The organism is Aeromonas sp. 2MA4 (genome assembly GCF_029237305.1).
Lineage (GTDB): Bacteria > Pseudomonadota > Gammaproteobacteria > Enterobacterales > Aeromonadaceae > Aeromonas > Aeromonas salmonicida.
This window is the reverse complement of sequence record NZ_JAACFY010000004.1, coordinates 217,896-241,227: the sequence shown is the minus strand read 5'-3', so window position 1 is coordinate 241,227 and position 23,332 is coordinate 217,896. Positions and strand designations below refer to the sequence as shown.

Below are 23,332 nucleotides of genomic sequence, written 5' to 3'. Positions count from 1 at the left end.
ACGTTGCTGAATGGATGAATATACCATTCGCCGCAAATGGCACTTTAAGCCAACATGACCTCTGACAAAGAGCAGAGGCATAATCGGGTTGTATAGATAACAAGGTGCATATTGTGTTTTTGATTATTAGAGTCTCTGCTCTTTTTATATCAAAAACATATCAGTCGGCCTATGGAGTCGCGTGTCGCTATTCAGCGACACAGTCAACTGTCATTTTTGACAGTTGTTGGTTAATCCATCGGCTATAAGCTTTTGGGTCTTGGCAGATCCACAACTTGGTATTTAGAGCATGGGAAAGAGTATCGATGGCGCCACTGTTGCGCCCAAAGAACGTATCAATATCAAATATGTACCGGCAACCGGTGGTCAGCAGGCGGAAATAGAGCTTCCGTTGACCATGATGGTCGTTGGCAATATGAAGGGGCGTACTGAAGAAACCCCTATCGAGGAACGTCAAACCGTCTCCATCGACAAGAATAATTTCTCTTCTGTCATGAAAGAATCCGCACTGGAACTGAAGTTTTCCGTTCCCAATCGCCTGGAGGAGAACAGCCAGGAAGAGATGCCGGTTTCGATCAAGATCCAGTCTCTGGAAGACTTCACACCTGACAGCGTGGCCCAGCAGGTACCCGAGCTGCGCAAGCTGCTGGAACTGCGTGAGGCCCTGGTTGCGCTGAAGGGACCGCTGGGAAACATTCCTTCCTTCCGCAATCGTTTGCAGGATCTGCTGTCCAGTGATGAGGCTCGTGAGCAACTGCTCAAGGAGCTGGATTTGATTAAGCCTGCCGAGTGATCGGTTGGTTGGATTGATTGACGAGAAAGGAAAAAACATGTCTTTGGTCGAAGAACAGGTTCAAGCGGGGGCGAGTGTAGCCTCCTCGTCCTTGCTGGACGAAATCATGGCACAGGCCCGTATCAGCCCGGTTGATGAGGGTTACAGTGTTGCCAAACAAGGCGTTGCCGCCTTGATCGCCAATATTCTTGATAACGGTACCACCAGCGATCCTGTCAACAAGGCGTTGGTAGACAGCATGATTGTCGAACTCGACAAGAAGCTGAGCAAACAGATGGACGTCATCCTGCACGCCAAAGAATTGCAGGAGATGGAATCTTCCTGGCGTTCACTCAAGTTGCTGGTGGATCGCACCGATTTTCGTGAAAACATCAAGATCCAGGTGCTGCATGCGACCAAGGAAGAGTTGCTGGAAGATTTTGAGTTCTCCCCCGAGATCACCCAGTCCGGCCTCTACAAGCATGTTTATTCCAGTGGTTATGGCCAGTTCGGTGGCCAGCCCGTCGGTGCCGTGATAGGTGATTATGCCTTCACCCACAGCTCACCCGACATCAAGTTGATGCAGTATGTCAGTGCCGTTGGCGCCATGGCGCATGCCCCCTTTATCTCCTCTGTCGCACCGGCCTTCTTTGGGGTCGACAACTTTACGGACTTGTCCTCCATCAAGGATCTCAAGTCTGTCTTCGAAGGCCCGTCCTACACCAAGTGGCGCGCACTGCGCGAATCGGAAGATGCCCGCTATCTGGGGCTGACCGCACCGCGTTTTCTGGCGCGTCTGCCATACGATCCGACCGAGAATCCCATCAAGGGCTTCAACTATCAGGAAGACATCAGCTCGGATCACGACCACTATCTGTGGGGCAATACCGCGTATCTGATGGGCACCTCCCTGACCGACAGCTTTGCCAAGTATCGCTGGTGTCCGAACATTATCGGTCCGCAGAGCGGTGGTGCCATCCACGATCTGCCGGTACATGTCTACGAGGCCATGGGTCAGCTGCAAGCCAAGATCCCGACCGAAGTGCTCATCACCGATCGTCGCGAATATGAGCTGTCAGAAGAGGGTTTCATCACTCTGACCATGCGTAAAGACAGCGACAATGCAGCCTTCTTCTCTGCCAACTCGGTGCAAAAACCCAAGGTGTTCCCCAATACCAAGGAAGGCCGGGAAGCTGAGACCAACTACAAGCTGGGTACCCAGCTGCCCTACATGTTCATCATCAACCGCCTTGCGCACTACATCAAAGTGCTGCAGCGCGAGCAGATCGGCTCCTGGAAGGAGCGTCAGGATCTGGAGCGTGAACTGAACGGCTGGATCAAGCAGTTCGTCGCGGATCAGGAGAACCCGCCGGCAGAGGTGCGCAGCCGTCGCCCATTGCGTGCCGCCCAGATCAAGGTGCTGGACGTGGAAGGGGAGCCGGGTTGGTACCAGGTTGCCATGGCTGTACGTCCGCACTTCAAGTACATGGGAGCCAGCTTCGAGCTGTCTCTGGTAGGTCGACTGGACAAGGAATAATGCCCGATGCCGTATCTCTCTTCCTGGGATAGAGGAAATGCGGCCAGTCTGTTTGATCGTATCCGGGGGGAGGGGCTGAGCTCTTCCCCCCGCACGGAGTCTGAAGAACTGATCGCATCTGTCAAACGGCAGCTCGAACAGGTTCTCAATACCCGTCCCGGCAATTGCCGCAGTGCTCCTGATCTGGGTGTCATTGATCTCAATGACGCTACTCAAGGCAGTGCGGATATCAAGGGGCGGATCCGTGAGGCGATCCGGCAGTGCATCCGTCGTTATGAACCTCGGATCATTCATGTGGATGTAAGGTCACCCGACTATCAGGCGAGTCCGCTTGAGATGTCGTTTCAGGTGACGGCCCACGTGAGGCTGGAGCATATCGAGCAGGTCACCTCGTTCAACGTCCATATGGACAGTCACCGTCACTACCGCATGGTCTGATCAATGTCGCTGGAACATTACTTCAGGGATGAATTGGCTTTTTTGCGCCTGCAAGGGCGCGAATTTGCCGATACCTATCCCGAGCTCACCCGTTTCCTGTCGGAGCAAAATACTGATCCGGATGTGGAGCGCCTGCTGGAAGGCTTCGCGTTTCTCACCGGCAATCTGCGCGCCAAGATCGAGGATGAGTTTCCCGAGCTGACCCATGGTCTGCTCAATATGCTCTGGCCCAACTATCTGCGCCCCGTACCCAGCATGACCATAATGCAGTTTGCGGTTATTCCGGGGGCCATCGCTCAACCGGCGCTGGTCAAGCAGGGGTGTCAGCTCGACAGCCTGCCCATCGACGAGGTGACCTGTCACTTTCAGACCTGTCACGATACTTGGGTTTATCCGGCAGATATCCGCCATATCTCGGCGCAAAGTGGTAACGATCTCTCCACCATCTCGCTGGATATTGCCCTGCATGCTCCCTTGCCGCTCTGCGAGTTGCAGCTGGACAAGCTGCGTTTCTTCCTCGGTGGTGACAGCTATACCGCCTATGAGCTCTATTTCTGGCTCGCCAACCAGCTCTCCCACATAGAGCTGGAGATCGATGGCAAGCGCTTTCGCCAGGAGGCCAAGGCCCTGAAATCGGTCGGTTTCGAGCGCGACGACGCGCTCCTGCCTTATCCGAACAATGTCTATTCCGGCTACCGGATCTTGCAGGAGTATTTCTGCTTCCCGGAAAGCTTCCTCTTCTTTGAACTCAGCGGCGGCGACTGGCCGAAACAACCCTTGCCGGTGAGCGAATTCAAGCTCCATTTCTGTTTCGACAGGCCCCTGCCGGCGGAACTCAAGATCCGCCCAGACTCTTTCATGCTCAACTGTGTGCCGGCCATCAACCTGTTCCAGCACGACAGTGAGCCGGTCAATCTCAATGGCCGTCAGGCGGAATATCCCCTCAAGGCGAGTTATCGCCATGCGGACAGTTTCGAAATCTTCTCTGTGGATCAAGTCGAGGGCTGGGTGGAAGGCAACCTGGGTCGCTCCCGCGGCACGCCGCGTATCTACCAGCCGTTTGAAAGTTTTCAGCACCAGATCGAACGGGCCAAGCACAGGTTGGCACTCTATTACCGGGTGCGGGTCAAAGAGTCGGTCAGCGGGGATGGCTTCGAGCACAACCTCTCGTTTGTACGCGGGGATGAGACCACCACGGTCGAGCTGGACGAATCCATTTCGGTCACGCTGACGTGCACCAACCGCTCCCGAGCTGCCCGTCTCAAGGCTGGCAGCATTTGTGTGCCCACCGGCAGCTCGCCTTCCTTTGCCACCTTTCGCAACTTGATCCGGCCGACCCGGCCGCTGCGTCCGGCGCTGGATGGCAGTCTGCACTGGACCCTTATCTCCAACCTGTCGCTCAACTATGTCTCTCTGCTGCGTCGGGATGCCCTGGTGCAAGTACTGCGCACCTATGACTTCCCCGCACTCCATGACAAGCAGGCAGAACAGGCATCGCGCAAGCGACTGGCGGGGATTGAGGAGATCGAGACCAAACCGGTAGACAGGCTGGTGCGCGGCATGCCGGTGCGCGGGCTCAAGTCGGTACTCTCCATTCGCCAATCCGCCTTTGGCAGCGAAGGGGAGCTCTATCTCTTCAGTACAGTGCTGGCTCACTTTTTCTCCCTGTATGCCAGCGTCAATGCTTTCCACCTGCTGGAGGTGGTCAATCTCGACAACAAGGAGCGCTATCAATGGCCAGTCCAGATCGGTCAGCACTCCCTGATGTGACCTCCACCAGGGACGCGCCCCGTTTCAATTTCTTCCAGCTGGTTGAACTGCTCAACCGGCTGGACGGTGCCGATCAGGAGCGCGGCCTCGACCATTTGCCGAGTGACGAAAATATCCGCTTCAAGGCGACCGCGTCCCTGGGTTTTCCCACCAGCGATGTATTGCAGGTGGGTCGCGATGGCAAGGGTCGTCATGAGCTTGAAGTGGCGTTTCTCGGCTTGCACGGCAGCCAGTCACCCATGCCCGGTTATTACCTGGATTCGTTGGCGTGGGAGTACGCGCAAGGGGAGCAGAAGCTCGGGTTGTTTCTGGACTTCTTTCACCACCGCCTGCTGACGTTGCTGCACAGGATCTGGCGCAAGTATCGCTATCACGTGCGCTTTCAGGACAACGGCGAGGATGGTTTCTCCCGCCTGATGTTTGCCCTGGTGGGGCTGGGCAATGAGGCCGTCTGCCAGAGCCTGCCGGTCAATCGCGCCAAGATGCTCTCTTATGCAGGCATGTTGGCCAGCCCCAGCCGCTCGCCCGAGGTGGTGGCTGGTCTGGTGGCGCACTGTTTCGATCTGGCTGATGTGGAAGTGAGTGCCTGGCAGTGGCGCAAGGTACCCATCCATCAGGATCAGCAAAACCGGCTGGGCGGTGCTTGCGCCACGTTGGGTGGCGACTTCGTCATCGGTGACAAGGTGAATGATTGTGCGGGCAAGTTTTTATTGAAGATCAATGACCTGAGTTTTGGCCAGTTTCTCGGTTTTCTCCCGAACGGGGAACACTTCCATGCGCTGGTGACCTTTGTCTCCTTCATCCTGCGCGACCAATTGGCCTGGGATCTGCGACTCGGCTTTGGCCAGGAGCAGGCCAGGGGGTTGCGATTGGGGGAAGAGCAGAGCGCGCGCCTGGGGTGGAGTACCTTTCTCGGCCAACCGCCGAGCGACCCGTTTGTGACTATCTGTGTACAGGAATAAACGCAGGAAATTCGGTGTAGGAATCAGTGCAGGAGTGAATGTGGACGATTTTAATCAGCAACTTTCCCTGGTGGTGCTCAACAGCGAACAGCTCGATGGCAGCCAGCAGGTGCAGTACCGCTTCGACGAGATGGGGGGCACTCTGGGTGCCTCAGAGCAGGATGACTGGCAACTGCGTGACAGGTTGGGCTCGGTCATGCCGGCCCACGCCCGGATCGAGTTGAACGATGGCCGTTTCTGCCTGTGCGATCTGAGCGGTCAGACCTACATCAACGGCGCGACCTCGCCCATAGGGCGGGCCCGCAAGGTACATCTTGAGCAGGGTGACGAACTGATCGTCGGTCCGTTCCGGATGCGCGCCTATCTGGGGGCCATCTCCCCCGAGCAGAACTTGCATCAGGTGCTGGGCAACCGGCCCTCCGAGCAGCTCGATGAGTGGCTTGCCGGGGAGGAGACCAGTCAAGCCATGGAGGATCCACGCGCCCTCGCCGTCGACCCCTTGCTGGCACTGCAACATGAACGCTCGGTGCTGACCCCACTGGTGGATCCTCGCCAGCCGTCACCACTGCGTTCACAACCGGATATGGATGCCGTATCCCTCGCCCCTTTTTCTGCTGTCGAGAACACCATGAACCAAGAATTTCTGGATATGCCCACCATAGAGAATCACCCCGATTACCACCCTCCGCTGGAGGGGGTGGACCACGTGGCGCTGACCCCCTTGATGCGCGGCCTGGGTCAGTCCCTGCAGTTGCAGGATACCCAGCAGGCTCACGACATGCTCGAAGAGATGGGCAAAACGGTGCGCGCCATGGTGGAAGGACTGCTGCAGTTGCAAACCGATCAGGCGGCGCTGGCAGACAAGCACCTGCGTCCCATCGAAGATAACCCGCTGCGCCTTGGCCTCGACTATGACGAGACCCTGGCGGTGATGTTTGCCGAGCAGAAGAGTCCGGTGCACCTGACGGCGCCGGCGGCCGTGGCCGAGAGCCTGCGCAATGTGCGCATTCATCATGTGGCGAACCAGCAGGCCATTGGCGCGGCGCTGGACAGCATATTGCAAGCCTTCTCGCCAGAGGCACTGATTGGCCGTTTCGAGCACTACCGTCGTACCGGCGCCCCCGGTGTAGCCGACGAAGGCTGGGCCTGGAACATGTACCAGCACTACTATCGCGAGCTCACTTCTGCCCGTCAGCAGGGGTTCGACAAGCTGTTCCATCAGGTCTATGCCCAGGCATACGACCAGGCCGTGCGTCAGCAACAGGGACTGATTTGATGATACGTGCGCTGATGCTGGGGGCCTGTCTGCTGGCCCTGGCAGGCTGTACCACCATGGGCAAGATGGCCGATGTGGTGATGGATCCGGATATCCAGGTGGGCAGCAATGATGAACAAGCCACCACCCTGGGGCTGAGCCTGCTGGCCGAGCGGGATGTCAATCCTAACGAGAGCGGGGAGGCGGCACCCATCGAGTTCCAGGTGGTGTTGCTGGCCGAAGACTCCAAGCTGCTCGCCACCGATTACGACCAGGTGACCGAGGATGTGGAGAAGGCCCTTGGCAAGAACTACCTGGATCATCAGGACTACACACTGCTGCCAGGCCAGTTCAAATATCTGCCGCCCATCAAGCTCGATGAGAAGACCCGCTACATCGGGGTGATCGCGCGTTATGCCGATCCGGACAGCGCCGAGTGGCGCAAGGTCATCAAGGTGAAGAGCATGGGACGAGCCTATCAAATCCTGGTTCATCTGCGTCTGGATGAAGTGGAACTGCAAAAAGAAGAAGAATAACCATGTCGAGTCGAAATCGGGTTATCTGGCGTGAGGGGCTCTTCATCAAGCCCCAGCACTTCCAGCAACAACAAAGACATTCAGAGTATGCGCTGCACGCCAGACTGAGTGCGCTCAGCGACTATTTCTATGGCTTGCAGTCGCTGGCCATCAACGAGGACTACCTGGGGTTTGGCCGTATCGCCCTGGTAGGTGCCACCGGCATACTGCCCGATGGCACCGTCTTCAATATTCCCAATGACGATGTGCTGCCGGCGCCCCTGGAAATTACCGACGCCTCGGTCGCCAACCAGAAGGTGTACCTGACATTGCCGCTCTCGGTGAACGGGGTCAACGAAGTCAATCAGGGCGGCCAGGTCGCGACCCGCTTGCAGGCCCATCGCCACGATGTGCGCGACCTGCACAGCGAAGGGGGGGATGTTGTCTCCCTGGAAGTGGGGCGAGTCAGCCTGCGGCTGATGCTGGAGCGCGAAGATCGCAGCGCCTATGCCTCGCTCGCCATCGCTCGCATTCTGGACAAGCGTCCGGACGGTGGTCTGGTGCTGGATCCCAACTTTATGCCCTGCAGCATCAGCGTCTCTGCCATCCCGACCCTCAAGCGCTTCCTCGGCGAGTCGGCTGGCCTCGTGGCCGAGCGGGCTCGCAGCCTCTCCCAGCGTATCGCCGCCCCCGGTCAGCAGGGAGTCGCCGATGTGGCCGAGTTCATGATGTTGCAACTGCTCAACCGCGCTCAGCCCCAGCTTTCCCATCTGGCGCGTCTTGGCACCCTGCATCCGGAGCGGTTGCACGAGGCCCTGGTGCAGATCTGTGGCGAGCTGATGACCTTCACCGATGAGTCCCGTCTGCCGCCCGAGTTTCCTGCCTATCGTCACGACGATCAGCAGGTGAGTTTCGAGCCGGTGATGCTGGCCCTGCGTCAGGCACTGAGCACAGTGCTGTCGCCGCGGGCTGTCTCCATCCAGCTGCGCAAGCACCAGTACGGCGTCATGGTGGCCATGGTCAACGAGAGCGAGCTGATGCAAAGCGCCGACTTCGTGCTGGCGGTGCGTGCCCGCATGCCCCAGGAGCAGCTGCGCAAGCAACTGCTGCAGCAGACCAAGGTTGCCTCCAGCGACAAGATCCGCGAGCTCATCAGCCTGCAGCTGCCCGGCATTCCGTTGTTGCCGCTGCCGGTGGCGCCGCGCCAGCTGCCCTATCACGCCGGTTACAGCTACTTCCAGCTCGATCGGCAAAGCCCGGCCTGGCAGATGCTGGCGGTCAGCAACACGCTCGCCTTCCACATTGCCGGTGATTTCCCCGAGCTCGACATGCAGCTCTGGGCCATTCGCAGCCAGTGATCGCATCAAGGAAACAAGCAGAGATGACCACGGACATTATCAAGAACGAGCAACTCAGCGATCTGCTGTTCGATCATGCCGAGCAGCTGGACATGGACTCGGACTACTGGTTCCGCCTACGCGGCCAGAGCATCAACCCCATGATAGATGCTGTAACCCCCTTGCTGGGGCTGGTGCAGCGGGTGCGCCTGCTGTCGCGCTACGACCGGGTGCCGGAGCTCTATCAGCGGGTGGTGACCGAGATCCAGGCCATAGAGCAGGAGCTGATGGCCCAGGGCTACGAGAACGGTGTGGTGTTGTCGTTTCGCTACATCCTCTGCACCTTCATCGACGAGGCCGTAATGGGTCGCGACTGGGGTAGCCAGAGCGAATGGTCGGAACACTCCTTGCTGACGCGCTTTCACAACGAGACCTGGGGCGGGGAGAAGGTATTCGTGCTGCTCGCCCGTCTGCAGGAAGATCCGGTGCGTTATCGCGATATCCTGGAGTTCATCTATCTGTGCCTGTGTCTCGGTTTCGAGGGGCGCTACAAGGTGATGAGCAAGGGGAGGGACGAGTTCGAGCGCATCGTCAAACAGTTGCATAAGCAGCTGGCCCCCGAGACAAGCGGTGAAGCCCCCAGCGTCTTTCACCTCGACCTCGGTCGTCAGGCTTCCCGTTACAGACTGCGCAAGCAGATTTCCCTGCGCAGCCTGTTCATGGGGGGCGCGCTGATCCTGGCCATTATCTTTGGCCTCTATCATCACCAACTCAATAACCAGACCCAGGACGTACTGCGTCAACTGGGCGAATTATTAAAATAATTATTCTGAGGAGAGCACGCCTTGATTCGTATAGAGCTACCCGTACTGGTGGAAAGACTCAACCCCATCTGTCGTCACATGTTGGAGGAGGCTGCGGCCCTCTGCGTCAACCATCAGGGGGCGGAGATCCGCATCGAGCACCTGCTGCTCAAGATGCTGGAGACACCACTCAGTGATGTACGCCAGATCCTCAAGCGGGCCGACGTCGGGGTCGACGAGCTCAAAACCCTGCTCCAGCCTGCCGGTGCAGACAGTGGTTATGCCCAGGGTTACCCCTCCTTCTCGCCGCTCCTGGTTGAGTGGTTGCAAGACAGCTGGCTGCTGGCTTCCGCCGAGCTGCAGCACGCTCAATTGCGCAGCGGCGTCATGCTGCTGGTGCTCTTGATGACCCCCCAGCGTTACTTGCCAGGCTCTGTGACCCGGCTGCTGGCCAACGTCAACCGCGAGCTGCTGCGCCAGCAGTTTGACGAGTGGGTGAAAGAGTCCGCCGAGACCCAAGTTACTGTTTCTACAAACGGCACCTCAACTCAGGCCGCCCTGCCAGCCGATGCCAGCCTGCTGGCCCGCTTTACCATCAACGTGACCGAGCAGGCACGCCAGGGCCGTCTGGACCCTGTTTTGTGTCGGGATCACGAAATCGATCTGATGATCGACATCCTGTCGCGGCGCCGCAAGAACAACCCCATAGTCGTGGGGGAGGCAGGGGTCGGCAAGAGCGCACTCATAGAGGGATTGGCGCTGCGCATCGTGGCGGATCAGGTGCCTGAAAAATTGCGTGAGGTGGAGCTGATGACGCTTGACCTTGGTGCCATGCAAGCCGGTGCGTCGGTCAAGGGGGAGTTCGAGAAGCGCTTCAAGGGGGTGATGCAGGAGGTCAAGGAGGCGGTGCGTCCTGTCATCCTCTTTATCGATGAGGCCCACACCCTGATCGGTGCCGGCAATCAGGCTGGTGGGCTGGATGTCTCCAACCTTATCAAGCCGGCGCTGGCCCGGGGCGAGCTGCGTACCATAGCCGCCACCACCTGGGGTGAGTACAAGAAGTACGTGGAGAAAGATGCCGCCCTCTCGCGCCGCTTCCAGCTGGTGAAGGTGGGCGAGCCCAATGCCGATGAGGCTACCGTGATCCTGCGCGGCCTGCGCAGCATCTACGAGAAGGCCCATGGTGTGCTGATCGACGAAGAGGCGCTGCAAGCCGCTGCCCAGCTTTCCGCCCGTTATATTTCAGGTCGTCAGTTGCCGGACAAGGCGATCGACGTGCTCGATACCGCCTGTGCCCGGGTGGCCATCAACCTGACTACGCCGCCGCGTGCCGTCAGCCATCTGCAAAACGCATTGCGTCAGCGTGAGCTGGAGATCCGCCAGCTGGAGCGCCAGAGCCTGATCGGACTGGGTGACAACACAGAGCGACTGGCCGAGCTGCAGTCTGCCCAGCAGACCAGCCGTGATGCCCTGCGCGAGCAGGAAGCCAAGTGGCAACAACAACAAGGGCTGGTACATCAGATCGTTGAACTGCGCGCCGCCCTGCTGGCCGATCAGCAGGATGAGATGCTGACCAGAGAGGCGCTGGATCTCGCTGATGCGCCTCTGGATCCCCAAGCGGCCGCCGAGCAGCTGTCCGGGCTTGAGCGCGAGCTGGCCGAGCTGCAACAGGGTGAGGTGCTGGTCTCGGCCCATGTCGACAAAACCCAGGTGGCGGCCGTGATCGCCGAGTGGACCGGAGTGCCCCTCAATCGCATCTCGCAAGGGGAGCTGGATGTGGTGACCCGTCTGCCGGAGTACTTGGGCGAGCTTGTCAAGGGGCAGGATGTGGCGGTGGCCCATCTGCACAAACACCTGCTGACCGCCCGCGCCGACTTGCGCCGCCCGGGCCGTCCGCTGGGGGCCTTCCTGCTGGTGGGGCCAAGCGGAGTCGGCAAGACCGAAACAGTGCTACAGATTGCCGAGCTTATGTTTGGCGGTCGCCAGTATCTGACCACCATCAACATGTCCGAGTACCAGGAGAAGCACACCGTCTCCCGCCTCATTGGTTCGCCTCCCGGTTATGTCGGCTTTGGCGAAGGGGGCGTGCTGACCGAAGCCATTCGTCAGAAGCCCTATTCGGTGGTGCTGCTGGACGAGGTGGAGAAGGCCCATCCTGACGTGCTCAACCTCTTCTATCAGGCGTTCGACAAGGGCGAGCTGGCCGACGGGGAAGGGCGCATCATCGACTGCAAGACCGTGGTCTTCTTCCTCACCTCCAACCTCGGCTTCCAGACCATAGTCGATTACGCCGAGCAGCCCGACGAGCTGCTCAATGCGCTGTATCCGGAGCTCGCCGCCTTCTTCAAGCCGGCCTTGCTGGCGCGGATGGAGGTGATCCCCTACCTGCCGCTGGGTCACGACACCCTGGTGCAGATCGTGGGCGGCAAACTCAACCGACTGGTCAAGCTGCTCAAGGAGCGTTTCGGTGCCGAGGTGGTGCTGGAGGACGAGGTGGCTGAGGAGATATTGCGCCGCGCCAATCGCAGCGAGAACGGGGCCCGCATGCTGGAATCCGTCATCGACGGTGCCCTGCTGCCGCCAGTCTCCCTGCAACTGCTGCAGCGTCTCTCGGCCGGTGAGCCCATCAAGCGGGTGCGTTTCTCTGTGAGCGAGCGCCAGTTCGTGGCCGAGGTGGAGGGCTGAACATGGAACAAGCCCTCGCATTTGCCCTCGCCTTGACCCAGCAGCGTGATGAGCAGCACCTGTGTCACTGGTGGACCTCGACCCTCAATGCCAGCTTTCAGCCCAAGGGGATACTGCTGGGCATGCTGGATGTGAGCGGGCGCCAGCTCGAATGCAGCGGCTGGGTCAAGGGGCAGGCGGTGTCGCTGGCGCTGGCGGTGGATGATTTTTCCCATCCGCTCGCCTATGTGCTGCACAAGGCCCAGTCCCGCACCTGGGACTCCCTGCACGGCGGCGCCCGCATCGAGCATGCAGCGTTTCGTACCTTGCTTGCCAATCTGGGCCAGCAGTGCGGCCTGCATGCCTTTCCCCTCAATGATGGCAACGGCAAGCCGTTCGCCGTGCTGGCCATGATGGACAGCGGTGAGGTGCTGCAAGAGTGGGCGGCCCGCCCTGAGCTTGCCCAGTTGTCACAGGTGTTCTGCAACCAGCTCACCCTTATCCGTGATCTGGGGCTTAGCCGCCGGGATCAGAGCGTGCTGCGCGACTCCTTGCGCCAGATGAAGGGGGAGGGAGAGCGCCAGCGCCAGTATGAGAAGCTGCTGGGCGATCAATTGATCGGCCAGTCGGCGGTGATCCGCGGGCTGCGCGAGCAGATAAGCCTGGCGGGCCGGCACAAGCTGACCGTGCTCATTCAGGGGGAGACAGGCAGCGGCAAGGAGGTGGTCGCCCGGCTGGTGCACCAGTGCTCGGATCGCGCCGCCAAGCCGTTCGTGGCCATCAACTGCGCCGCCATTCCGGAGAACCTCATCGAGAGCGAGCTGTTCGGTTACCAGAAGGGGGCCTTCTCCGGCGCGCTGTCCAACAAGACAGGGCTGGTGGCCCAGGCCAACGGCGGCACCCTGTTTCTGGATGAAGTGGGCGATATGCCCGCCGCCATGCAGGCCAAGCTGCTGCGGGTGCTTGAGACTCGCAGTTACCGGCCGCTCGGGGCAGAGCAGGAGTGCCACTCCGATTTTCGCCTCATCGCCGCGACCCATCAGCCGCTCACCCGCCATGTGGAGGAGGGGCAGTTCCGGGCCGATCTTTATCACCGCCTCTGCCAGTGTCTGCTGCTCATCGCCCCCCTGCGGGAACACATGGATGACATCCCCCTGCTGTGCCAGCACTTCATGGCCCAGTTTGCCGCCCAGGATGGCAAGACCCTTGCGGGGCTGCAGCGCAAGTTCTTGAAGCAACTGCAAAGTTATGACTTTCCCGGCAATGTGCGCGAGCTGCGTAATCTGCTGGAGGTCGCCTGCGCCCACACCCGTCACGGGGAAGAGGTGGTACTGGAGGCGCTGCCCCCCGAGCTGCGCGAGCGAGTCTGCGTCGAGTTGCCCGGGTCGCTGGATGATTACAACCACATTCGGGATCTGCGCCGGGCCATGCAGCAGTACGAGGCTTCCGTCATCGAGGCGCGTCTGCGCTATTTCCAGGGCAATCGCATGCTGGTGGCCGAGAGCCTGAATATTCCCAAGCGCACCCTGGATCACAAGTGCCAGAAACTGGAGGTGAACTGATGAGCGCCCTTGGCCTTTTGCCCCTGTTGCTGGCGACCGGCAGCGCATTACCCCCACAAGACATGGCCAGCTTGCAGGCGTGTCGCCGCGAGCCATCGCCGCTGATCCGGCTGGCCTGCTATGACGCCATCGGCAATGGCCTCGCCCAGACGAGCGAGGGCGGTGCCTCCAAGTCTGCCGCCTGGCAGGCCATCTGGGCACAGGAGCAGGCCCGCACGCCAGAGAGTGCTCCCTTCCTGCTGCAAAGCGATGCGGGGCGTGGCAGCGAAACCCTCACTCGCCCAGCCTTGCGCGGGGCGACCCTGGCCATAGGCTGTGTCGACAGCATTACCCATATCCGGTTAAGGCTTGATGCCCCCTGGGTTGGTGAGCGGGTACAGATTGAACTGGATGGCCAGCCCAGCCGCAACGCCCAGAGCTGGTTTATCCGGGATCAGGGCCTGCTGCTGGAATATGGCCGCGGCTTGCCCGCCATCGAGGAGCTCAAGCGCTGGATAGGTCATCGCGAGCTGCAGGTGAAGGCCGACAACGGCGCCTTGTTCCGGGTCGATCTCAGCGGTTTGAAAGAGGCGCTGCAGCCCCTGCGCCAACAGTGTCGCTGGTAGGGGGCGCCATGAGCTATCAACACCCCTGGTGTGCCCGCTTGCTCACCAGTTTGCCGGAAGAGCAGATAAAAGGTGCCGTGCTGGCCGACGAGCCGCGCTGGGATTACGTGGAGACCGAACTGGTCAAGCTGGGCTCTCTGGCCCACAGCCAGGTGGATCTCAATGCGGTGGCCGAAGCCTGCCTTGGCTTGCTGGAGAGCCGCACCAAGGACATGCGGGTGCTGGCCCAGCTGCTGCGCTGCCTGCAACATCCGGCCAAGGCGGCCCCTCTGGGGGCTGCGCTCAGCTTGCTGGAGTCCTGGATCCGGGCCTACTGGCTGCAAGCCTGGCCCGGTAATACCAGCCAGAAACAGCGGCTGATGGTGCAGATCGTCAAACGCTTTGAAGGGGCTCTGCCGCGAGTGAGCGAGAGCGCCTCGCCGGCTGAACTGGCCCAGCTGCTGGCCCAGGCCGAGCAGCTGGAGGCTTGCTGGCTGGCCCTGTGCCCGGACAAGGGGGAGCTGCTCAACCCCTTGTTGATGGGGCTGAAACGGGCTCAGCGCCAGCAGGTTGCCCAGGCCCAGGCAGATGCCGGTGGCCAACCTTCAAGCAGCACTGTTGCAGCCACCGCCAGCGCGAGCGGCATGTCGGGAACCATGGTGCTCAGTGGCAGCAGCAAGGGCTCCGGGGTCGAGATTGACAGCTCCAACGATCGTGCCTGGCGCCAGACCCAGCTCAAGGTGGCCGAGTTGCTTATCGAGCGCCAGCCGGAAGCGGCGGTGGGCTATCGTCTGCGTCGCCACGCCATCTGGGCCGGGATCACCACGCCACCCATGACGGCTCAGGGCAATAAAACCCAGCTGGCCCCCATGTCGGTGGACATGGTGGATGAGTACCGCGCCGCTCTGGCCACACTGGAGCGGTCCGTGCCGGATCTGGCGCTCTGGCAGCGGATCGAACAGAGCCTGACCCTGGCGCCCTACTGGTTCGAGGGGCATCGGCTCTCGGCCGAAGTGGCCCATAAGCTGGGGTTTGGCACCGTTGCCCAGGCCATAGCGCAGGAGCTGGATGGTTTCTTGCTGCGTCTGCCGGCGCTGCGGGATCTCACCTTCAGCGATGGCAGTCCCTTCCTGTCACCCGAGTGCAGCCGCTGGTTGCAGCCCGCCAAGGTGGGTGGTGCAGGTGGGGACGGGGAGTCCAGTCTGGCCGAAGAGGTTGCCCTGCGTCATGGGGAGCTGGGGGTGGCTGCGGCCCTCACCCTGCTCGATGAAAGGATGGCGCAGTTGAGAGAGCCAAGAGCCCGCTTCCATGCCCAGTTGGTGCAGGCGGAGCTGTTGGCGCAGGAAGGCATGAATTCGCTGGCTAGCCAGCACTATCAACACTTGTGGCAAGAGGCAAGTCGCCTGGGATTGGCGCAATGGGAGCCCGGGCTGGTCAGTCGCCTGGAAAGCCATGCGGCCCCGTTGTCGAAATAAGTGCCGAAATGAGTCATTGAGTCGGAGTTGGATCACATTTTATGTTCAAAACCATCTTAACTTTTCTGCGGCAACAGCTGCCGAAATTGAAACCCTCCTGGCCCCTGCTCGGCGTGGTGCTCTGGGGACTTGCCCTCATTCTGGTGTGGTGGCTGGGTCCTCGCCTCGAGATCCGCGGCGCCAAACCGTTCGAGCCGCTGTGGGGGCGGGTGGTATTCACCCTGCTCTGGCTCTGGCTGATGCTGGGGATCCTCTCCTGGCGGGTGTGGCGCAAGATGCAGCAACTCAAGGCCGAGCGTCAGCATGAAACCGTGCTGGTGCAGGATCCGGTGAAAGGGCTCATCGACAAGCAGGCGTTGTTTCTCAATCGCTGGTTGCAGGCCCTTGGCGAACACCTGGGCAAGGGGGCGCTCTACGCCATGCCCTGGTATCTGGTGCTGGGTTTGCCCGGCAGCGGCAAGAGCAGCCTGATCCACAGAGCCAATCCGGCCAACAAGCTCAACCCCAGACTCGATACCGAGCTCAGGGACGTGGCGCAGGATCAGCTGATCGATTGCTGGCTGGGGGAGCAGGCGGTGATGCTGGATCCCGCCGGTGAGCTCTTGTCTCAATCCGAGCCGGAACTCGATCCGCTGGCGCGCAAGCATGAGCGGCTCTGGCTGCACCTGTTGAACTGGCTTTCCGAACACCGCCGCCGCCAGCCCCTCAACGGCCTGGTGCTGACCGTGGATCTGGCCTGGCTCTCCGGCGCCAGCGTGGCCGAACGCAAGGCTTATGCCCAGCTGATGCGTTCTCGCCTGCAAGAGGTGTCGGCCACAATGAATACCCGGTTGCCGCTCTATGTCACTTTTACCAAGCTCGATCTGCTGCGTGGTTTCGATGTGGTGTATGAGCAGCTCGACAAGGAGGCCCGCGACGCCGTGCTGGGGGTGACCTTCAACCCGGCCGACAGCCGTGGAAAATCCTGGCAGCAGGATCTGGCCCTGTTCTGGGATCAGTGGGTGGACAACCTTAACCAGAACCTGCCCGAGCTGATGCTGGCACGACTCGATGCCACCCAGCGCAACGCGCTTTTCTCGTTCGTGCGTCAGTTGGCGGGGCTGAAGGATTATGTGACTGCGCTGCTCGATGAGACGCTGCAAATTGAGGAGAGCAAGCCACTGCTGGTGCGCGGCGTCTATATCAGCTCCGTCTATCAGCAAGGGGTGCCGTTCGATGCGTTTGCCCAGGCGGCCTCCCGCCGCTACAACCTGCCAGAGCCCATTCACTCGGCCCTGCGCGGGGAGTCCAATACCTATTTCGTGCGCAGGTTGTTCTCCTCCATCATCTTCCCCGAGGCCCACCTGGCCGGGGAGAACCGGCTGCATACTCTCTATCGTCGTCGGCGAATGGCCGTTGGCCTCGGTTGCCTGTCACTCTTTTCGGCGGCCCTGATCAGCGGTTGGCACTACTTCTATCGGGTCAACGAAGAGGCCGGTCGCAACGTGTTGACCAAGGCGCAAGCCTTCATGGAGACCAACGAGGTCGTCGATGAGCATGCCTTCGGCGTGAGTCAGTTGCCGCGTCTGAACCTCATTCGCGAGGCGACTCTCGCCTTTGGCAACTACCGCGAACGCACGCCGCTGGTGGCTGATCTGGGTCTCTATCAGGGGGACGAAATCGGTCCTCATGTGGAAGGCTCCTATCTGCAACTGCTGGGTCAGCGCTTTTTGCCAGCCCAGATGCAGGGGCTGCTGGAGGATCTCAATCAGGCGCCGGCCGGCAGTGAGGAGAAGCTCTCCATACTGCGGGTGATGCGGATGCTGGATGATGCCTCCGGTCGCAACAAGGAGCTGGTGGAGCAGTACATGGCCAGCCGCTGGCAGCGCGCCTTCCCGGGGCAGGGCGCTGTGCAGGAGCAACTGATGGGGCACCTGGATTACGCCCTCGACCATACCGACTGGCATGGTGCCAGGGCTGCCCGTGGTCAGGCCGCCATTATCGCCTTCGCACCGTTCAAGGAGCCTGTCTACGGCGCCCAGCGCGAGCTTGGCAAGTTGCCCATGTATCAGCGGGTCTATCAGAACCTGGTGGTGAAGGCGAACGACGTATTGCCGCCGGATCTCAACGTACGTGACGAAGTGGGACCAACCTTTGACACCGTCTTTGCCCTGCGCAGTGACAATGCAGGGCAAGTGCCACGCCTGTTGACCTGGCCCGGTTTCAACGACTTCTTCCTCAAGCAGGACAAGGCGTTGATTGATCTCACCGCCATGGATGCCTGGGTGCTGGGTCAGCGCAGGCTGAATCAATTGAGCGAGGCGGATCGCAAGGAGATCGGTCGTCAGGTCAACGACCGTTATGTCACCGATTACGTCAACCAGTGGCAAAAACTGCTGACCAATCTGGACGTGCAGACCCTTGAAAGCCCGGAGCAGGCACTGGACGTGCTCTCTGCCATTACCGGCAACGATCAGCCTTTCCAGCGGGTACTGGCTTCGTTGGATGACAACACCCGGATCCGCAAGATATCGGATGTGGAAGGGGACCCGGCGCAGGCCATCACGGCCCGCATCGGCCGTCCCTTCATGGCGACCAATGCCGCCCTTGGCGGTCGTGGCGAGCAGGGGCCGCTTATCCAGGAGGTCAATCAGAAGCTGGTGGAGCTGCAGCACTATCTGGAACTCATCGTCAACGCCACCGAGCCGGGCCAGTCCGCTCTCAAGGCGGTGCAGCTGCGTCTGACCAACAAGTACGCCGATCCTGTCTTTGCGTTGCAGCAATATGCCCGCAGTCTGCCAGCCCCGCTGGATCGCTGGGTGGGGCAGCTCTCCGAGCAGAGCTCTCGTCTGGTGGTCGACTTGGCCATGTCGTCCCTTAATCGAGAGTGGCAGGACAAGGTACTGGCACCGTTCAACAGCCAGCTGGCCGGTCGTTATCCGTTTGAACCGGGCTCGACCAAGGATGTGCCGCTGTCCGAGATGGAGCGCTTCTTCGCACCGAACGGCACCCTGGACAGCTTCTATCAGGTCAACCTCAAGCCCATGGTGGAGAGTGGCCTGATGGAGGGTGAGTTCAGCTCGCCCATCCAGACCGAGCTGGTGAAGCAGCTGGATAGAGCCGCTCGTATCCGCCAGATCTTCTTCACCCAGCAGGGCAACCTGGAGGTGCAGTTCGCCCTCGAGCCCATCGAGCTCACCGCCAACAAGCGGCGCAGCGTGCTGAACCTGGACGGTCAGTTGCTGGAGTATGCCCATGGCCGTCGTACCAAGGTGCCGTTGGTGTGGCCAAACACCATGCGTGACGGTGCCGAGAGCAAGATCACCCTGGTGCCGGCAGCCAGGGAACGTTCACCGCGCAGCGAAGGCTTCGTCGGCCCCTGGGCCATGTTCCGGCTGATGGACAAGGGGGAGCTGACACAGGTCAATGAAGCCACTTTCGATGTGCGCTTCCCGGTGGATCAGGGTTCCATGACCTATCGCGTCTACACCGACAGCGCGCAAAACCCCTTCACCGGCGGCCTGTTCAGTCAGTTCAGATTGCCTGAATCTCTCTATTGATAAAGTGGGGGCACTGTGTGCCCCCTCAAGCTTTGGAAGCCGATATGTCACAGAATCAACAAGGTCAGCAGGCGCTGAAAGTGGGGCGCGATCCCCGCATGTTGCCGGAATACGAGGCGTTGCGCAGCGAGATCAACAAACTCAGCCACGCCTCCCGCCCCGAGGTGGACTGGCTCAAGATCCATCGGCTCGCCAGCCTTATCTTTGAAAAGCACGGGGTGGACCTGCAAACCGCCATCTACTTCACCCTGGCGCGGTCGCGCCTGCAAGGGCTGAACGGCTTTACCGAAGGGTGCGAGTTTCTGGCCAACCTGATAGTGACCCAGTGGGAGAGCTTCTGGCCACCTGTGCATCAGGAGCGAGCCCGTATCGAAATGCTGGACTGGTTCATTGCCCGCATCAGCGATGTGATCCGCCAGTACCAGATCAGCCACGAAGACAAGCGCCTCGTCTATCGCTGCGAGCGGGCGTTGCAGCTTATCAGCGAGAAGCTGCACAACGTGGGCTTGAGCCGCATTCCCCGGGTCGAAAATCTGGTGCACTTCATCGAGGGGTATACCCATCTGTTCGATGAGACCGAGATCGTCATCGTCTCCGATGAGCCCGGTCTTAAGGAGGAGCTGCAGATCCCGCCCATGGTGTTCTTCAAGTCCGACATGGAGCACGACAGCCCTTCTTCTTCAGCGTCCTCTTCCAGCACGCCACACCTGCCCCAGGGCAGCATACTGATTGGTCGCGAGAAGGGGCAGGTCAAACCCACAGTGCTCAAGATTGAACCTCACCGCAAGCAGCGCCCTGCCTGGTTCTGGTTTGGCTGCGGTTTGCTCAGCTGCGCCCTGCCGGTGATGAGCTGGCTGGGTTGGCAGCATCTGCAGCAGGAGAAAGCCGTGGCTGCCCAGCGCTTGCAGCAACCGGCCGCCGAGTTGCCACGGGCCCTCAGTTATGACGATATCCGCCAGGCACGCATCGTACTGGGCGAACAGACCCTGCAAGGCATGGAAAGCGAGCTGGTGGCCCGTTATCAAGCCCAGCTGGGACGGCTTGAGCAGACCTCGCCGCTCTACTGGTATCGCTATGGGGAAGGGCTGCGCAACTCGCTGCAGATGCTCTATCCCGACTCGCTGGCAGTCAAGGCGCTGGACAAGCAGTGGCAGACGGCGTTGGCAGGTCAGCAGGGGGATGTGATCAGCGTACCTACCTATCTGGATGCTCGCGCCGGTGTAGACGCCTTGCTCGATCAGCTGCTGGAGCTGGAGCGTCAGCGCAAGACGGTGACCATCTCCTATCTCAAGTCCCAGCTCTATGAGGTGCAGAAAAACCTGATGCAGGATATCCCGTTCAGTCTGCGCCTGAGCGAACTGGAGGCGAGAAAGGCATCCCAGGAGCCCGTCACGGCAGCCGAGCTGAAAGGGCTGGAGAACGACCTGAAAGCACTCAATATCCGTCTCTACCAGTTGCAGCAGAGCAGCGCAGGTAGTTGATCATGCTGCACTGAGCAACAAGTTGCGTACTTTATGGTGTTTTCGACTGTCAACGCAATCTCTGGCCTGGCGATCACACTGTCTTGCGCAAACTATTGCAGCCGCCCCTGCCAGCCTTGAGGTCCATGAATCTAATGGACTGATTTAAAACAGTATTATCGGTGTCTTTGTCATGGCACAAAGGCTGCTGGGTAGCCACCCCAAGTGTATCTGAGCCCATGGTCACGACGGTGAGCACGAGGCATGGCGGGAGTCCCTCGGGTGGCTCCCTTGCCCATACGGAGAGTTCATATGTGTCCCTCTATTGCATTGCTCGGTGACATAGGCACCGACCACGATGGTTTTCACCCATCCCCAGTGATTGCCGCCAGCCCTGATGTCTTTCTCGACGGCAAGCCAGTGGCCCGTCAGGGCGATCCGCTGGCGCCCCATGACAAGCCCAATAATCCCCCCCATCCGCGCAGCATCTCGGGTGGCGTCGGCACAGTTTTGGTCAACGGCAAGCCCATCGCCGTGACCGGTACCGCCATCGGTTGCGGTGGGGTTGTGATTGGCTCGGGCAGCGGACAGGCAGGATAAGGAACAGCGTTATGGCAGACAGCACAGGATTACAATTTACCGTCAAGGTAGGGGCGCTGCCCGAGAGCACTTTCGTGGTGGCCGAGTTTGCGCTGGAAGAGGCGCTGAACAGCCCGTTCCAGTTGCGATTGGAATTGGCCAGCCCTCAGCCGGATGTCGATTTTGCCGATGTGCTGGACCAGCCGTGCGAGCTCCTGGTGTGGTACAACGGCGAGTTGCAACGGCGGGTGTGCGGGGTAGTGAGCGATTTTGCGCAAGGGGACAGTGGTTTTCGCCGCACCCGCTATCAGCTCATGGTGCAGCCGGCGTTGTGGCGGCTTTCGCTACGCCAGAACTCCCGCATCTTCCAGGCGCAGAAACCCGATGAAATCCTCTCCATCCTGCTGCAAGAGCACGGCATCACCGACTACGCCTTTGCGCTGAAAAACGAGCACGCCCAGCGGGAATACTGCGTGCAGTACCGGGAAACCGACCTTGCGTTCGTCAACCGGCTCGCCGCCGAAGAGGGGCTCTTCTATTTTCATGAATTCGACGCGGGCAAACACCGCATCGTGTTTGCTGACGATGCGGCGGCGTTGACCGCCGGCCCCGAACTCTTCTTCAACCTGGGTAACCGCTCCTTGGAACAAGGCCCCTATGTGCGTCAGTTCCACTACCGGGAAGCGGTGCGCCCGAGCGATGTGGAGCTGAAAGACTACAGCTTCAAGACCCCGGCCTACGGGCTCTCCCACAAGAAACAGGGCAGCGAGCTGGAGCACCAGCGCGATAGCTATCAGCACTTTGACTTTCCCGGTCGCTACAAGCAGGACGGCAGCGGCAAGGCGTTTGCCCAGCACCGACTCGATGCGCTGCGCAATGACGCTGTGGCGGGCAGCGGCAAATCCAACAGTGCAGCCCTGCTGCCGGGGCAGTACTTTTCGCTGACCGAGCATCCGAACGGCAGTCTCAACACCGACTGGCAAATCGTGCGTATCAGCCATACCGGCTTGCAGCCACAAGCGCTGGAAGAGGAGGGGGGCAGCGGTCCGACCGTTTACCACAACGAATTTTCGGTGGTCAAAGCGAGCACCACCTGGCGCGCCCGTATCGGCAGCCCACAAGCGCCGCACAAGCCGATGGTGGACGGTCCGCAAATTGCCATCGTGGTAGGCCCCGAGGGGGAGGAGATTTACTGTGACGAACACGGCCGGGTGAAACTGCAATTCCCGTGGGACAGATATGGCAGCTCCAACGACCAGAGCTCCTGCTGGGTGCGAGTGAGTCAGGGCTGGGCTGGTGGGCAATACGGCATGATGGCCATTCCGCGCATCGGCCACGAAGTTATCGTTTCATTTTTGGAAGGGGACCCGGACCAGCCTATTGTCACCGGCCGCACCTTCCACGCCACCAACCGGCCGCCCTACGAGCTGCCGGCCAACAAAACTCGTACCGTGCTGCGCACCGAAACCCATCAGGGTGAGGGCTTCAACGAACTGCGCTTTGAAGACCAGGCAGGGCAGGAAGAGATTTATATCCACGGTCAGAAAGACCTGAACGTGCTGATTGAAAATGATGCGGCCTGGCACATCAAGCACGACCAGCACACCGACATCGACAACGAGCGGGTGACCCGCATCAAGGCCAACGACCATTTGAGCGTGGAGGGGGAGAAGCGGGACCATATCAAGGCAGATTATTCGCTGACCGTCGATGCCTCCCTGCATCAGAAGCTGGGCCAGTCGCTGCTGGTGGAAGCCGGTCAGGAAGTGCATATCAAGGTGGGCGACAAGCTGGTACTGGAGGCGGGCTCCGAGATCACCCTCAAGGGGGGCGGCAGCTTTGTGAAGGTTGACCCGAGCGGCATCAAGCTGGTGGGCCCCGCCATCAAGCTCAACGCCGGCGGCAGCGCAGGTTCAGGCTCCGGTTGGGCGGGTCAGGTGCCCGTCATCCCCAAAGGGGTGGAAGTGGTGAAAGCCCCCGAACTGGTTGAGCTGGTCAAAGCCATTGCTACCGAGAAGGCGATGGATGCGCTCTTGAAAGAAGAGAAGCCTGGCGCGTTCTACCTCTTTTCTGAATAAGG

The 23,332-nt window shown here is 60.3% G+C and carries 17 protein-coding genes; all 17 read left to right on the top strand.

Annotation, left to right across the window (positions count from 1 at the left end):
* Positions 1 to 289: 289 nt before the first annotated feature.
* The 17 genes from tssB to tssI all read left to right on the top strand — a co-directional run bounded on the left by tssB (position 290) and on the right by tssI (position 23,330).
* Positions 290 to 793, top strand: coding sequence for a type VI secretion system contractile sheath small subunit (gene tssB / locus GWQ31_RS06550; protein ID WP_275908933.1), 504 nt, complete (start codon positions 290 to 292; stop codon positions 791 to 793).
* Positions 794 to 830: 37 nt separating this feature from the next.
* Entirely contained in the window at positions 831 to 2,309 is a 1,479-nt protein-coding gene (gene tssC / locus GWQ31_RS06545) for a type VI secretion system contractile sheath large subunit (protein WP_275908932.1), read from the top strand.
* A gap of 6 nt (positions 2,310 to 2,315) precedes the next feature.
* Entirely contained in the window at positions 2,316 to 2,747 is a 432-nt protein-coding gene (tssE, locus tag GWQ31_RS06540) for a type VI secretion system baseplate subunit TssE (RefSeq protein WP_087755878.1), read from the top strand.
* Between the two features lie 3 nt (positions 2,748 to 2,750).
* On the top strand, positions 2,751 to 4,517 hold the full coding sequence (gene tssF / locus GWQ31_RS06535; protein WP_275908931.1) for a type VI secretion system baseplate subunit TssF: 1,767 nt from the start codon (positions 2,751 to 2,753) through the stop codon (positions 4,515 to 4,517).
* A complete protein-coding gene (gene tssG / locus GWQ31_RS06530) occupies positions 4,481 to 5,479 on the top strand; it encodes a type VI secretion system baseplate subunit TssG (protein WP_059112431.1) in 999 nt (332 codons plus the stop codon). Before tssF ends, tssG begins: the two co-directional genes overlap by 37 nt.
* Before the next feature lie 40 nt (positions 5,480 to 5,519).
* Positions 5,520 to 6,755 (top strand): type VI secretion system-associated FHA domain protein TagH, encoded by a 1,236-nt coding sequence (gene tagH / locus GWQ31_RS06525; RefSeq protein ID WP_159166141.1) that lies wholly within the window; start codon positions 5,520 to 5,522, stop codon positions 6,753 to 6,755.
* Positions 6,755 to 7,270 carry a type VI secretion system lipoprotein TssJ gene (tssJ, locus tag GWQ31_RS06520; RefSeq protein WP_059112429.1) on the top strand — a complete coding sequence of 172 codons (516 nt, stop codon included), beginning with the start codon at positions 6,755 to 6,757 and terminating at the stop codon, positions 7,268 to 7,270. Before tagH ends, tssJ begins: the two co-directional genes overlap by 1 nt.
* 2 nt (positions 7,271 to 7,272) lie before the next feature.
* Positions 7,273 to 8,607 (top strand): type VI secretion system baseplate subunit TssK, encoded by a 1,335-nt coding sequence (tssK, locus tag GWQ31_RS06515; protein WP_275908930.1) that lies wholly within the window; start codon positions 7,273 to 7,275, stop codon positions 8,605 to 8,607.
* Positions 8,608 to 8,630: 23 nt separating this feature from the next.
* The gene (gene icmH, locus GWQ31_RS06510; protein WP_181455262.1) at positions 8,631 to 9,410 is read left to right on the top strand and encodes a type IVB secretion system protein IcmH/DotU; all 780 of its coding nucleotides are present in this window, start codon (positions 8,631 to 8,633) and stop codon (positions 9,408 to 9,410) included.
* 21 nt (positions 9,411 to 9,431) lie between these two features.
* Complete coding sequence (tssH, locus tag GWQ31_RS06505; protein WP_275908929.1) at positions 9,432 to 12,074, top strand: type VI secretion system ATPase TssH; 2,643 nt, start codon at positions 9,432 to 9,434, stop codon at positions 12,072 to 12,074.
* Positions 12,075 to 12,076: 2 nt separating this feature from the next.
* A complete protein-coding gene (locus GWQ31_RS06500; protein WP_275907686.1) occupies positions 12,077 to 13,615 on the top strand; it encodes a sigma-54 dependent transcriptional regulator in 1,539 nt (512 codons plus the stop codon).
* On the top strand, positions 13,615 to 14,220 hold the full coding sequence (gene vasI, locus GWQ31_RS06495) for a type VI secretion system-associated protein VasI (RefSeq protein ID WP_275908928.1): 606 nt from the start codon (positions 13,615 to 13,617) through the stop codon (positions 14,218 to 14,220). Before GWQ31_RS06500 ends, vasI begins: the two co-directional genes overlap by 1 nt.
* Before the next feature lie 8 nt (positions 14,221 to 14,228).
* The gene (gene tssA / locus GWQ31_RS06490) at positions 14,229 to 15,674 is read left to right on the top strand and encodes a type VI secretion system protein TssA (protein WP_275908927.1); all 1,446 of its coding nucleotides are present in this window, start codon (positions 14,229 to 14,231) and stop codon (positions 15,672 to 15,674) included.
* Positions 15,675 to 15,715: 41 nt separating this feature from the next.
* Positions 15,716 to 19,213: a type VI secretion system membrane subunit TssM gene (tssM, locus tag GWQ31_RS06485; RefSeq protein WP_275908926.1), complete on the top strand. Its 3,498-nt coding sequence runs from the start codon at positions 15,716 to 15,718 to the stop codon at positions 19,211 to 19,213.
* A 44-nt stretch (positions 19,214 to 19,257) separates the two neighbouring features.
* Complete coding sequence (locus tag GWQ31_RS06480) at positions 19,258 to 20,694, top strand: VasL domain-containing protein (protein ID WP_059112423.1); 1,437 nt, start codon at positions 19,258 to 19,260, stop codon at positions 20,692 to 20,694.
* 291 nt (positions 20,695 to 20,985) lie between these two features.
* Positions 20,986 to 21,273 carry a type VI secretion system PAAR protein gene (locus GWQ31_RS06475; RefSeq protein ID WP_111588344.1) on the top strand — a complete coding sequence of 96 codons (288 nt, stop codon included), beginning with the start codon at positions 20,986 to 20,988 and terminating at the stop codon, positions 21,271 to 21,273.
* Positions 21,274 to 21,284: 11 nt separating this feature from the next.
* The gene (gene tssI, locus GWQ31_RS06470; protein ID WP_275908925.1) at positions 21,285 to 23,330 is read left to right on the top strand and encodes a type VI secretion system tip protein TssI/VgrG; all 2,046 of its coding nucleotides are present in this window, start codon (positions 21,285 to 21,287) and stop codon (positions 23,328 to 23,330) included.
* Positions 23,331 to 23,332 lie beyond the last annotated feature (2 nt).

Coding starts and splice junctions, on each gene's coding strand:
- tssG (WP_059112431.1), top strand. CDS start 4,481: ATGGCCAGTCCAGATCGGTCAGCACTCCCTGATGTGACCTCCACCAGG.
- tssF (WP_275908931.1), top strand. CDS start 2,751: ATGTCGCTGGAACATTACTTCAGGGATGAATTGGCTTTTTTGCGCCTG.
- tssM (WP_275908926.1), top strand. CDS start 15,716: ATGTTCAAAACCATCTTAACTTTTCTGCGGCAACAGCTGCCGAAATTG.
- tssJ (WP_059112429.1), top strand. CDS start 6,755: ATGATACGTGCGCTGATGCTGGGGGCCTGTCTGCTGGCCCTGGCAGGC.
- tssE (WP_087755878.1), top strand. CDS start 2,316: ATGCCGTATCTCTCTTCCTGGGATAGAGGAAATGCGGCCAGTCTGTTT.
- tssI (WP_275908925.1), top strand. CDS start 21,285: ATGGCAGACAGCACAGGATTACAATTTACCGTCAAGGTAGGGGCGCTG.
- GWQ31_RS06500 (WP_275907686.1), top strand. CDS start 12,077: ATGGAACAAGCCCTCGCATTTGCCCTCGCCTTGACCCAGCAGCGTGAT.
- GWQ31_RS06480 (WP_059112423.1), top strand. CDS start 19,258: ATGTCACAGAATCAACAAGGTCAGCAGGCGCTGAAAGTGGGGCGCGAT.
- tssA (WP_275908927.1), top strand. CDS start 14,229: ATGAGCTATCAACACCCCTGGTGTGCCCGCTTGCTCACCAGTTTGCCG.
- tssC (WP_275908932.1), top strand. CDS start 831: ATGTCTTTGGTCGAAGAACAGGTTCAAGCGGGGGCGAGTGTAGCCTCC.
- tssB (WP_275908933.1), top strand. CDS start 290: ATGGGAAAGAGTATCGATGGCGCCACTGTTGCGCCCAAAGAACGTATC.
- tssK (WP_275908930.1), top strand. CDS start 7,273: ATGTCGAGTCGAAATCGGGTTATCTGGCGTGAGGGGCTCTTCATCAAG.
- vasI (WP_275908928.1), top strand. CDS start 13,615: ATGAGCGCCCTTGGCCTTTTGCCCCTGTTGCTGGCGACCGGCAGCGCA.
- icmH (WP_181455262.1), top strand. CDS start 8,631: ATGACCACGGACATTATCAAGAACGAGCAACTCAGCGATCTGCTGTTC.
- GWQ31_RS06475 (WP_111588344.1), top strand. CDS start 20,986: ATGTGTCCCTCTATTGCATTGCTCGGTGACATAGGCACCGACCACGAT.